Origin of the sequence: uncultured Thermomonas sp. (genome assembly GCF_937872235.1) — a bacterium.
Taxonomy (GTDB): Bacteria; Pseudomonadota; Gammaproteobacteria; order Xanthomonadales; family Xanthomonadaceae; genus Thermomonas; species Thermomonas beijingensis.
In genome coordinates, this window is record NZ_CALMPC010000127.1 from 1 (window position 1) to 11726 (window position 11726).

The following is an 11726-nucleotide window of genomic DNA, read 5'->3' on the forward strand; positions in this document are numbered from 1 at the left end:
CGTACCACGCATCGATGTTGCGCACGGTGAGTGCGCGCCACTGGCCGGGGGCGTGTTCGTTGCCCACCACCTGCGAGCGCAGTGCGGCATCGCGCATCTTGGTGCGCCAGGCTTGTGCAAACGCAAGGAAGAAGCGCTGATCGCCGGTCAGGCCGTCGATCACCGGGGCGTCTTTGCCATTGAGTGACTTGTGATAGGCCACATACGCCGCTTGCAGGCCGGACACATCGGCGATGTTTTCGCCCAAGGTTTGCTTGCCGTTGATGTGCAGACCCGGCAGCGCTTCGTAACTGTCGTACTGCGCGGCCAGTTTGTCGGCGGCGGCTTTGAAGTGGGCGGCATCATCGGGGGTCCACCAATTGTGCAGGCGGCCCTGGTCGTCGAATTCGGCTCCCAGATTATCGAACCCGTGGCTGATTTCGTGGCCAATCACCGCACCGATCGCGCCGTAGTTGGCGGCCGCATCGGCCTTGGGATCGAAGAACGGCGCTTCCAGAATCGCGGCCGGGAAATTCATCGCATTTTGCAGGGGCAGGTTCACTGCGTTCACGGTTTGCGGGGTCATCCACCATTCCTTGCGGTCGGGCGGAGTGCCCAGCTTGGCCAGCTGGTGCTGGTATTCGGCCAGGCCCGCGCGTTGCGCATTGCCCAAAGCGTCATCGGGCTTGATGTCGAGCTTGGAATAATCGCGCCACGTGTCCGGATAGCCCACGCCCACCAGCATGGTTTCGGCTTTCTGCTTGGCCTGCTTTTTGGTCTCCGGGGTCATCCATGCCAGCTTGTCCACGCCATCGCGGAACGCGGCCAGGATGTTGTGCACCAGATCTTCCACCTGCGCCTTGGAGCTGGCCGGGAAGTACTGTTTCACATACAGCTGACCGATGGCATCGCCCAGCGCGCTGTCGGTGGCGGCCAGTGCGCGCTTCCAGCGATCACGCTGCTGGGTGGCACCCGACAACTGGGTGCCATAGAAGCCAAAGCGCAGATCGGCATAGGCCTTGGGCAACAGGCCTGCACTTTGGTTGATCAGGTGGAAGCGCAGGTAGTCCTTCCACACCGGCAGCGGTTGGCTGGCCACCAGCGCCGACAGTTGCTTGATGGCGTTGGGCTGCCATGCAATCAGGGTGGACTGCTTGGCCAGCCCGGCGGCATCGAAGAATGCCGTCCAATCCATGCCCGGCGCTTGCTTGACGAAGTCGGCCACCGGCCACGGATTGTTGGCCTTGTGGATGTCCTGGGTATCCACCACGCTGGCCTGCGCCTTGGCGATCTTCATTTCCAGATCAAAGATGGCCTGCGCCTGCTGGGTGGCATCGGCCTGGCCGGCCTGTTTGAGCAGGGCGGCGATGTAGGTTTTGTAGGCCTCGCGGTTTTTCGCCATGTCCTTGTCGGCAGACAGGTAGTACTCGCGGTCGGGCATGCCGAGGCCACCTTGCAGCAGGTAGCCGGTGTTCTTGCTGGGGTCATTCAAACCTGCGGCCACAAACAGCCCCAGCAGGTGTTCGGTGTAGTAATTGGTGGCGTTCACCGGGTCCACGTCGGCGCGCAACGTGCCGCCCAGATAGCGCGACAGGGACGCGCCATCGGCAATTGCATCCACTTCCGCCAACTTGGCTTGCAGCGGTGCCATGCCATGCGCTTCGATGCCGGCTTCATCCATGTAGGCAGCGTAATAATCGGCGATCTTGCGCTCGTTGCTGCCGACGGCCGGGTTTTGCTTTTGCAGGCCCTGCACCAAATCGGACAGGCGCTTTTCCGCCTTTTCGAACACGCTGTAGAACACCCCCGTGCTGGCGCGGTCGGCGGGAATTTCGGTCTTCTGCTGCCAGATGCCGTTGGCATAGGCGTAGAAGTCGTCACCCGGCTGCACGGCTTTGTCGATGCCGGCCAGATCAATGCCCACGGTGGGCGCGGCAACGGGTGCGGCGGCGACCGGCGCGGTGCTGGCGGATTCGGTCTTGGGTTTGCAGGCGGTCAGTGACAGGCCGGCAAGAGTGCAGAGCATGGCAAGCGCCAACGGGGTGCGGCGAAAGGAGGCTGGCAACATGAGAAGGCTCTTCTTGAGTGAAAGGAATGCGTGATGGGGATGCGTGAAACAGGACCACGGTGCGCCTATCCTGCACCGTTTGCAGTTGCAAACATGTGCAGGAAGTCAGATTGTCTTGTGGACAAGATGGCGAAATTGCACCGGATTTAACAGGAAATCAACGTCTGGCCCGGCGCGCTTGCGGCACACTCAAGAACTACGCACGGTGTCGTGCGCGCACCGCATCCTTGGAGCATCACATGAGCGACTTATACCCGGTGGATCCGGCATTTGCGGCACAGGCCAATCTTTCAGCTGCAGATTACCAACGCGATTACGCCCAGGCCCGGCAAGACCCGGATGCCTTCTGGGGTCAGATGGCCACGCGCCTGGATTGGTACACCGCACCCACCGTCATCAAGGATGTCAGCTTTGATCTGAAAGACTTCCGCATCCGTTGGTTTGCCGATGGCCAGCTCAACGCCAGCGTGAATTGCCTGGATCGGCATCTGGCAACAAACGGCGATAAAACCGCACTGATTTTCGAGCCCGACAGCCCCGATGCGGTGGCGCAAAAACTCACCTACCGCCAGCTGCATGCGCGCGTCTGCCAATTGGCCAACGCACTGCGCAATTTGGGTATTGGCAAGGGCGATCGCGTGACAATCTATTTGCCGATGATCCCGGAGGCGGCCATTGCGATGCTGGCCTGTGCGCGCATCGGTGCGATCCACATGGTGGTGTTCGGCGGCTTCGCGCCCAACTCCATCGCCGACCGTGTGGCCGACTGCACCAGCAAGCTGATCATCACCGCCGACGAAGGCCTGCGCGGCGGCAAGAAGGTGCCGCTGAAGGCGAACGTGGACGCGGCGCTCAAGCTGCCCGGCACCCACTCGGTGGAGACCGTGCTGGTGGTGCGGCATACCGGCGGCGCGGTGGACATGCAGATGCCGCGCGACCGTTGGTTGGATGCGGTGATGGATGGCCAGCCGGCGACCTGCGAACCCGAACGCATGCACGCGGAAGACCCGTTGTTCATCCTCTACACATCCGGCAGCACCGGCAAACCCAAAGGCGTGTTGCACACCACTGCCGGCTATCTGCTGTGGAGTGCGTACACCCACGATGTCACCTTCGACCTCAAACCCGATGATGTGTTCTGGTGCACCGCCGATGTGGGCTGGGTGACGGGCCACAGCTATATCGTGTATGGCCCGCTGGCCAATGGCTGTACCGAGGTGATGTTTGAAGGCGTGCCCAACTATCCCAATTTCTCCCGGTTCTGGGAGGTGATCGACAAGCATCAGGTGACGATTTTCTATACCGCACCCACCGCCATTCGCGCCTTGATGCGGGAAGGCGAAGCGCCGGTGCGGGCAACGTCGCGCAAGAGTCTGCGCCTGCTGGGCAGCGTGGGCGAGCCGATCAATCCGGAAGCGTGGCGTTGGTATTTCGATGTGGTGGGCGAGGCGCGTTGCCCGATCGTGGATACCTGGTGGCAAACCGAAACCGGCGGCATTTTGATCACCCCCATTCCCGGGGTGACGGATCTCAAACCCGGTTCAGCCACCCAGCCGTTGCCGGGCGTGGTGCCGGCCCTGGTGGATGCCGAGGGCCATGTGTTGCATGGCGCTACCGAAGGCAATCTGGTACTGCTGGATTCGTGGCCCGGGCAGATGCGCAGCGTGTATGGCGACCACCAGCGGTTCATCGACACCTATTTCAAAACCTATCCCGGGATGTATTTCAGTGGCGATGGTTGCCGCCGCGATGCCGATGGCTATTACTGGATCACCGGCCGCGTGGATGATGTGATCAATGTCAGCGGCCACCGGATTGGTACCGCCGAAGTGGAAAGCGCCCTGGTGCTGCACAAGGATGTGGCCGAAGCGGCGGTAGTGGGCTTCCCGCATGACCTCAAGGGCCAAGGCATTTATGCCTACGTGACGTTGAAGCAGGGCATCGAGCCCAGCGAAGCCCTGCGCCGCGAATTGGTGCAACAGGTACGCAACGAGATTGGCCCCACCGCCACCCCCGACTTCATCCAGTGGGCGCCCGGCCTGCCCAAAACCCGCAGCGGCAAGATCATGCGCCGCATCCTGCGCAAGATCGCCGAAAACGCCCCCGACCAACTCGGCGACACCACGACCCTGGCCGATCCCTCGGTGGTGGAGTCGCTGGTGCAAAACCGGCGCGAGGCGTAAGCAACTTGCGCAGCGCGCGGCCGGGTTGCGGGCCGAGCAGCTCTGCGGCCACCGCAGAGTGCTCGACCTTCGATCAAACCTTGCTGGGGTTATCGGCGGGCTGCGCTGCGTGCACCCAGCCGGCAATGACGGCAAACAGCAGCAAATGCACGGCCGCCGAGACCAGCCGGCCACTGGCGGCGTCCGCCAGCGTGGTGGGCCACGCTTGCGAAAGCGCGGCACCGGCAAAATTCCAGCCCCAATGCAGACCCACGGCGGCCCACAGCGAGCGGAAGCGATAGGCTGCCGCGGCGTAGGCCAGGCCGAGGCAGAACAGGCGCAGTTGTTCGGTCAGGCCCCAGTCGAAGCGCCACAGATGATTGCCGGTGTAGAGCAGCGCCGAAGCCAGCACATAGGCCCAGAAGCCCAGCGGCTTGGGCGTGAAGCGCAGCAGAAAGCCGCGGGTGAGGATGTCTTCGGCCAGTGACGGGATAAAGGTGGTCAGCGCCAGCAGGCCCAAGGCCGAAACCGGCAACGCGAGCATCGGTGCGAACGTCTCGATGCCCAGCCCCAGCGCCAATGCTTCGGCGGCAAATTTCGCCAGGATCGCCAGCAGCAACCCACCACCCAGCAGCCCCAGCCAGCGCGGGCGCAGCAGCCCGAACGCGCGCCAACCGCTGCCGTCGATCCAGCGCCCCACCGGCCATGCCAGGGCCAGCGCCAACAGCATCAATGCCGGCCCCAGCGGATTGCCGCGTGCAACCACGGTTTGCAGGCCTTCCGAGGCCTGATAGACCACCAGCAGCAACAAGAATCCGAGTAAGACGCGCTTGTTCATGGGCGTTGCCTTGTGTTCACTTCGTCTGCTGTGTCGCCACCCACGCACGCACTTGGGTTTCCAGTACCGGCAGCGGCACCGAGCCTTGCGACAGAATCACGTCGTGGAAGGCTCGCTCGTCGAATTTGCTGCCCAGTGCGGTTTCCGCTTCGCCGCGCAGGCGGCGGATGGTCAGCTCGCCCAATTTGTAGGACAGCGCCTGTCCCGGCCAGCTGATGTAGCGATCCACTTCAGTGGTGATCTCGTGCTCGGACAGCGCGGTGTTGTCGCGCAGGTAGGCCAGCGCCTGTGCACGCGTCCAGCCCATGTGGTGCACGCCGGTGTCGATCACCAGCCGGCAGGCGCGCCACATCGCATAGGTCAGCCGGCCGAAGTCTTCATACGGGGTCTGGTAGATGCCCATTTCCTTGCCCAGCCATTCGCTGTACAGGCCCCAACCCTCGCCGTAGGCACTGATGTATTCCTTGCGAAAGCCGGGCAGCTCGCCTTGTTCCAACACCAAGGATTGCTGCAAGGAATGCCCGGGGGAAGACTCGTGCAGGGTCAGCGCCGGCAGGTTGTACAGCGGGCGGCTGGGCAGGTCATGGGTGTTCAGCCAATAGGTACCCGCACCGCCCCGGCCTGCGGTCCAGAACGGCGCAATGGACGCCGGTACCGGCACGATGGTGAAGCGCCCGCGCGGCAGGGTGCCGATGATTTTCCCCACTTCGCCATCCACGCGTTTGCTGATCCAGGCGGCATCGTTGAGCAGCTCTTGCGGGGTCTTGGCGTAGAACTGCGGGTCGCTGCGCAGGAAGCTCAGGAAGTCGGCAAAGCGCGTTTGCGGCGAGCGGCCTTTGAACCCCACCTGGTCGATGATCGCGTCCATCTCGGCATGGATGGATGCAACTTCTTGCAGGCCGATGGCATGAATTTCATCGGGCGTTAAGTCCAAGGTAGTGTAGTTGCGAATCTGCTCGCGATACCACGCCTTGCCATTGGGCATGGCTTCGGCGGCCAGCGTGATGCGCGCCTTGGGCATGTAGTCCTGGCGGAAGAAGGTGAGCAGTTTGGAAAATGCGGGAATCACCGCATCCGCGATGGCGGCGCGGCCTTCTGCGCGTAGTGCCGCTTGTTGCTCGGCCGGAATGGTGGAGGGCATTCGTGTGTAGGGTGCCCACAGCGAAGCCGCTTCGGGGTCTTTCAGGTGCGCCGTCATCGCGATGGAATCGTCGCGTCCGTCCAGCACCGCGCGCGGCACCGAAAACCCACGGGCAAGGCCGGCGCGCATGTTGGCGATCTGCTGGTCGAAGTAGCGCGGCACATCACGCAGGCGTGCGGCATAGGCGTGGTAGGCGGCGGCATCGCGCAGCTCGGCGCGGGCCATGAAATCCAGATTCGACCAGAACGAGCTATCCGAATTGAACGGCATTTCATAATCACGAAAGCGCAGCGCCGCCGCCGTGTGCTCGATCTGCGGGCGATAGATCGCGTAGTTCAATTGCTCGCCCGCCGAAAGCGCCCGTACATTCACGCCATCCAGTTGCTTGAGCACACCCTCCAGATAAGCCAGCTTGTTGGCCTGTGCTTGCGGACTGACATCGGGCAGGCTGCGGTTGCGTGCGGCGGCGTTGGGATCGCCATCCTCATCACCACCAGAGGACTGCTGCGTGCGCCATGTCCATTCGGTTTGGTAGATCGACTGGAAGGCTTTGTCTGCGACGGTGGGCTGCACAGCTGGCGCGGCAGTTTGGGCAACGGCAAACGCAGGCAGCAGACAGAGGGCAAGCAGCAGTCGTTTCACGGATGCAATCCAGTCAGGAGGGGACAACAATGCAAGATGGGTTGCGTGTGGCGATACCCCTCTTGCCCTGCTCAATGCCCGGCGCGGTCGCGCTTCCAGCCGCGGTGGCGAATATCCAGATACAGGCTGTAGCAGGCGGTGAAGCTGGGGAACAGGTTTTGCAAAATACCCACGGCGTCATTCTTGCCGAAGATGAAATAGCTCAGCGTCATCAGGCTGCCGACAATGCTCATGTACCAGAACAAACGCGGGATCACCGGCTTGCCGTGCCGGCGGCTGGCGATGAACTGCACCAACCAGCGGCCACCAAACATCAGTGCGCCGATCAACCCGATCAATTTCCACGGGCTCATGTGAATGCCGGTCCACGCCAGCGCGGCCACCGGCGTATCCATGAAGCCCACCGGCGGCAACATCACGGCGTCACTTCCTCAACGGCGGTGCGCCGGCTGCGCACAATCAACCACGCCACCCCGCGCAGGTCACGGATACCTGCCAGTGCACGGCCCAGATTGTTGTACTTGGACACCCCAGCGGTGCGATGGCGATGATTGACCGGCACGCTGACGGTTTGCCAACCGGCGCGCTGCATCAGGGCCGGCAGGTAGCGGTGCATGTGGTCGAAATACGGCAAATCCAGGAATGCCTCACGTTCGAACAATTTGATCCCGCAGCCGGTGTCCGGGGTGGCATCGTGCAGCATGCGGCTGCGAATCGCATTCGCCCATTTGCTGGCCCAGCGCTTGCTGCCGGAATCCTGCCGGTTGACCCGCCAGCCGGCAAACAATTTCACATCGGCAACGGCGCTGGCGCGCTTGTCCAGAAGGTGTGGAATATCGGCGGGATCGTTTTGGCCATCGCCATCCAGGGTCGCAATCCACGGCGCGCGCGCCGCCTTGACACCATTGCGTACGGCGGTGCTTTGCCCGGCATTGGCGAGGTGGCGAATGACGCGCAGCTCGGGCGTACTGGCCTGCAATTGGCGCAGGCGTTGCAAGGTGGCATCGCGCGAGGTGTCATCGACATACACGATTTCAAAATCGATACGGCCGCGGAGTGCAGCGAGAATTTCCGCGACCAACGGCGCGACGTTGTCTTCCTCGTTATGCACGGGGACAACCACCGACAGTTGTGGATGTGCGCTCATGCGGGGTGACTCACGTACGGTTGCGCAGCCGTTCCAGCACGCCGTCCAGCGCATCCAGATTGGCGTAATGGATGATCAGCTTGCCTTTGTTGCCGCGCCCGTTGAGTACGCTGACCTTGCTGCCCAAGGTGTCGGATAGTTCGCGTTCCAAACTGGCGATGTCGGCTTGTTTGGGCTTGGCCTTGGGGGCCGGTTTCTTGGCTTCGGTGACCACTTTGCCGGCTGCGATCAGTTGCACGCGGCGCTCGACTTCGCGCACCGACCAGCCCTCCTCGGCGGCCTGTTTGGCCAAGGCAATCGCCATCGGCTCGGCCAGCGGCAACAAGGCGCGGGCATGGCCCATTTCAATCGCGCTGCTTTGTACCAAGGCGCGCACCGGTTCCGGCAATTCCAGCAGGCGCAGCAAGTTGGACACCGCCGCCCGCGAGCGCCCCACCGCCTCGGCGGCAGCGGCGTGGGTGAGGTCAAATTCGTCGATCAGGCGTTGCAGCGCTTGCGCTTCTTCCAGCGGGTTCAGGTCTTCGCGCTGAATGTTTTCGATCAGCGCCATCGCCACCACGGTGCGGTCATCGACTGCGCGAATGACCACCGGCACGTTGGACAGCCCGGCGCGCTGCGAGGCGCGCCAGCGGCGCTCGCCGGCGATGATTTCGTAGGTGCGGCCACCCTTGCCATCGGCGCCTAGGCGTTCACGCACCACGATCGGCTGGATCACACCCTGTGCTTTGATGGAGGCCGCCAAATCATCCAGCTTGGCGTCGTCCATGGTGCGGCGCGGCTGATATTTGCCGGGCACCATGGCGTCCACCGGCAAGCTGCGCAGCGCTTCGCCAGGTTGCGCTTCCAACACCGGTGCCGAGGCCGCAGCCTTGGGTCCCAGCAACGCTTCCAGGCCGCGCCCCAGTCCCCGCTTCTTGCCGCTGCTTTTGCTTGCCTCGCTCACGCTGTGTTCTCCTTTGCCTGCGCCTGATTGCGTTCGCGCTGGCGACGCAAGACTTCTCCTGCCAAGCCCAGATAGGCCACGCCGCCGCGGCTGGCTTTGTCGTAGCCGATGATGCTCTGGCCGTGGCTGGGTGCTTCGGCCAAACGCACATTGCGCGGAATGATCGTGCGGAACACGCGGTCACCAAAATGCTGGATCAGCTCCGCAGACACGCCATTGGCCAGATTGTTGCGCACGTCGAACATGGTGCGCAGCACGCCTTCGATTTCAAGCTGGGGGTTGAGCCTGTCCTTGAGCGCGTCGATGGTGTCGATCAATGCCGACAGTCCTTCCAGCGCGTAGTACTCGCACTGCATCGGCACCAACACCGAATCGGCGGCGTTCAGCGCATTCAGCGTGAGCAGCGACAGCGACGGCGGGCAATCGATCAGGATGAAGTCATAGCCATCGCGCAAAGGAGCCAGCGCCTGTTTGAGCCGGCCATTGCGATTCTCGGCATCCATCAACTGGATTTCGGCGGCGGTCAAATCAATATTGCCGGGCAGCAGGTCGTAGCCGTCTTCGCAGCGCAGCAGTGCGTCCTGCGCGCTGTTATCGCCCAGCAAGACATCGGTAATTGCAGTGTCCAGCTCGCGTTTGTTGATGCCGCTGCCCATGGTGGCATTGCCCTGCGGATCCAGATCCACCAGCAGCACGCGCTTGGGGGTACGCGCTAAGGCGGCGGCCAGATTGACGGCGGTGGTGGTCTTGCCAACCCCGCCTTTCTGGTTGGCAATAGCAATGATGCGGGCCATGCGGCGTGTGTTTCCTGCGGCTGGGCCTGCGCGGCGCGCAGGCAGGACAGGGGATTATGCCCTATGCCTGCGTCCGCACGATGTCCACAAGATGCCGTTCTGCCGCCAAGCCGGGGACTTGCAACGTATGGATGCCGGCCACCTGCCAGCCCGCCGGCAGGGCGTCGATCTCGTCCTGTGGCAGCGCACCCTTCATCGCCAATAGATGCCCGGCCGGCCCCGGCAGGTGCCCGCCCAGCTGCAAGATCAGCGGCAAGGTGGCCAGCGCACGTGCGGTGATGGCATCAAAGGGGGTGCCAGGCTGGAACGCCTCGATGCGGGATTCGGCCACGCTGACATTGCCCAGCTTGAGTTGGCGTACCGCTTCGCGCAAAAAGCGCGCTTTCTTGCCGTTGCTCTCCACCAAGGTGACGTGCAGGCCGGGGGTGGCAATCGCCAGCGGGATGCCGGGCAGGCCGGGGCCGGTACCCAGATCGGCCAAGCTGTGCAGCGCACCCACAAACGGCTGCATCGCCAACGAGTCCAGCACATGCTTGACCAGCATCTCGTGCGGGTCGCGGATCGCGGTGAGGTTGTAAGTGGCATTCCAGCGCGCCAGCAGCGCCAGATAGTCCAGCAACGGCGTGGCCAGTGCGGTCGGCAACCCCAGTTGGGTCAGGCCTGTCTCTAATGCGGGGCGCAGGGTGTCGTGCATCGGCCTATTGTAGAAGCTGCGCCTGGCCGCGCAGCTCTACCCACGCCGGGGCGTGGTCACTGGGGCGCTCCCAGCTGCGCGGTGTTTTATCGATGCCCACTGCCTGCACCTGTGCCTTGAGTGCATCCGAGACCAGGGTCAAATCAATCCGCAGCCCCAGATTGCGGCGGAATGCCGCTTGCCGGTAATCCCACCAGCTGAACAGTGCCGCGTCGTCGTGCTTGAGCCGCAAGCCATCGTGCAGGCCCAGCGCCAGCAGCCGTTGATAGGCGCTGCGCTCGGCGCTGGACGTGAGGATGTGGTCGTCATTCCATACCGCGGCATCGGGCACGTCGCGGTCATCCGGCGCAATATTGAAATCGCCCAGCACCACCAGATGGGGATGCGCCTTGAGTTCCTCCGCCAGCCAGCCATGCACCGCATCCAGCCAGCGCAGTTTGTAATCGTATTTGTCGGTGCCAAGGTCTTGCCCGTTGACCACATACAGATTGACGATGCGCACACCGTTCACGGTGGCCGCAATCGCGCGTGCCTGCGGGTCTGCGAAATCCGGGATGCCCGATTGCACCGCGGCGATGGGGTGCCGCGCCAGCAGGGCCACACCGTTATAGGTCTTCTGGCCATGAAACACGCTGCGATAGCCCGCCTCCAGCAGCGCATCTTCCGGAAACCGATGATCCTCCAGCTTGGTTTCCTGCAAGCCCACCACATCCGGTGCGAAGTCGGCCAACCACTGCTGCAATTGCGGCAGCCGCACGTTAAGGGAGTTGACGTTCCAGCTGGCGATTTTCATGATCGCGATATCCAGTTGATTTAATTGGAGGGTTCTACCCCGAACCGGGGCTCAGAACTCGAACTGATTACCTAAAGCCGCGACAGCAATCCCTCCACCGACCGCTCGACGACGTACTCCGCACGCGATTCGCCAACAGCCAGCGACAGGAAGTGCGCCTTGCCGCACTTGATCTTGCCTTCCTCGATTGGCCGTAGTGCATCGCTGAACAGACTGCCCTTGGTTTCAACCACAAAATACAAGCGCTCCTGTCCATCGTTACCAACCAGCAGCACCGCCCAGTCCGGGTTGTAGTTATCCAGAGGGGTCGGGATTTTGAACCAGCCCGGCAGCTTGGCATAGACCTTGATCGCTTCGTTCCGCTCCAGCTCGCTGGCGAAATTGCGCTCTACATCCGAGTCGTAGACCACGTGTTCGTACACGGCTTTTTCGGTGTTCATCAGCATGTTGTCGATGTAACCCCGCAGCTCCTTCTCTTGGAACAATTCCTGCGCGTAGTACTCCCCATCACCGATGCGCTGGTAT

Annotated in this window: 10 protein-coding genes and 1 pseudogene; 1 reads left to right on the forward strand and 10 read right to left on the reverse strand. The window is 62.7% G+C overall.

Going from position 1 to position 11726, the window contains the following annotated elements; translation table 11 throughout:
* On the reverse strand, nt 1-2005 hold a 2005-nt coding region (locus QWB57_RS10895; RefSeq protein WP_288969549.1), incomplete at its 3' end, for a M13 family metallopeptidase.
* A 281-nt stretch (nt 2006-2286) separates the two neighbouring features.
* Here QWB57_RS10895 and acs point away from each other — a divergent pair.
* Nucleotides 2287-4230 carry an acetate--CoA ligase gene (gene acs, locus QWB57_RS10900; RefSeq protein ID WP_288969551.1) on the forward strand — a complete coding sequence of 648 codons (1944 nt, stop codon included), beginning with the start codon at nt 2287-2289 and terminating at the stop codon, nt 4228-4230.
* A gap of 73 nt (nt 4231-4303) precedes the next feature.
* Here acs and QWB57_RS10905 read toward each other — a convergent pair whose 3' ends face one another.
* From QWB57_RS10905 to QWB57_RS10945, 9 genes and pseudogenes are all read right to left on the reverse strand, one after another.
* A complete protein-coding gene (locus QWB57_RS10905) occupies nt 4304-5047 on the reverse strand; it encodes a CPBP family intramembrane glutamic endopeptidase (RefSeq protein WP_288969552.1) in 744 nt (247 codons plus the stop codon).
* Nucleotides 5048-5063: 16 nt separating this feature from the next.
* On the reverse strand, nt 5064-6803 hold the full coding sequence (locus QWB57_RS10910; RefSeq protein ID WP_288969557.1) for a DUF885 family protein: 1740 nt from the start codon (nt 6801-6803) through the stop codon (nt 5064-5066).
* 98 nt (nt 6804-6901) lie between these two features.
* Nucleotides 6902-7225: a lipid-A-disaccharide synthase N-terminal domain-containing protein gene (locus tag QWB57_RS10915; protein ID WP_223629619.1), complete on the reverse strand. Its 324-nt coding sequence runs from the start codon at nt 7223-7225 to the stop codon at nt 6902-6904.
* 20 nt (nt 7226-7245) lie between these two features.
* Nucleotides 7246-7977: a glycosyltransferase family 2 protein gene (locus QWB57_RS10920; protein WP_223629581.1), complete on the reverse strand. Its 732-nt coding sequence runs from the start codon at nt 7975-7977 to the stop codon at nt 7246-7248.
* Between the two features lie 10 nt (nt 7978-7987).
* Nucleotides 7988-8920, reverse strand: a complete 933-nt coding sequence (locus QWB57_RS10925) for a ParB/RepB/Spo0J family partition protein (protein WP_223629580.1) — start codon at nt 8918-8920, stop codon at nt 7988-7990.
* Nucleotides 8917-9714 (reverse strand): ParA family protein, encoded by a 798-nt coding sequence (locus QWB57_RS10930; RefSeq protein WP_223629579.1) that lies wholly within the window; start codon nt 9712-9714, stop codon nt 8917-8919. Before QWB57_RS10930 ends, QWB57_RS10925 begins: the two co-directional genes overlap by 4 nt.
* A gap of 61 nt (nt 9715-9775) precedes the next feature.
* Nucleotides 9776-10408, reverse strand: a complete 633-nt coding sequence (rsmG, locus tag QWB57_RS10935) for a 16S rRNA (guanine(527)-N(7))-methyltransferase RsmG (protein ID WP_288969555.1) — start codon at nt 10406-10408, stop codon at nt 9776-9778.
* A gap of 4 nt (nt 10409-10412) precedes the next feature.
* Nucleotides 10413-11201 (reverse strand): exodeoxyribonuclease III, encoded by a 789-nt coding sequence (gene xth, locus QWB57_RS10940; protein ID WP_223629577.1) that lies wholly within the window; start codon nt 11199-11201, stop codon nt 10413-10415.
* A gap of 71 nt (nt 11202-11272) precedes the next feature.
* Nucleotides 11273-11726, reverse strand: a pseudogene (locus QWB57_RS10945) (restriction endonuclease subunit R); the annotation flags it as partial.

Coding starts and splice junctions, on each gene's coding strand:
- xth (WP_223629577.1), bottom strand. CDS start 11,201: ATGAAAATCGCCAGCTGGAACGTCAACTCCCTTAACGTGCGGCTGCCG.
- QWB57_RS10920 (WP_223629581.1), bottom strand. CDS start 7,977: ATGAGCGCACATCCACAACTGTCGGTGGTTGTCCCCGTGCATAACGAG.
- acs (WP_288969551.1), top strand. CDS start 2,287: ATGAGCGACTTATACCCGGTGGATCCGGCATTTGCGGCACAGGCCAAT.
- QWB57_RS10905 (WP_288969552.1), bottom strand. CDS start 5,047: ATGAACAAGCGCGTCTTACTCGGATTCTTGTTGCTGCTGGTGGTCTAT.
- rsmG (WP_288969555.1), bottom strand. CDS start 10,408: ATGCACGACACCCTGCGCCCCGCATTAGAGACAGGCCTGACCCAACTG.
- QWB57_RS10930 (WP_223629579.1), bottom strand. CDS start 9,714: ATGGCCCGCATCATTGCTATTGCCAACCAGAAAGGCGGGGTTGGCAAG.
- QWB57_RS10915 (WP_223629619.1), bottom strand. CDS start 7,225: ATGGATACGCCGGTGGCCGCGCTGGCGTGGACCGGCATTCACATGAGC.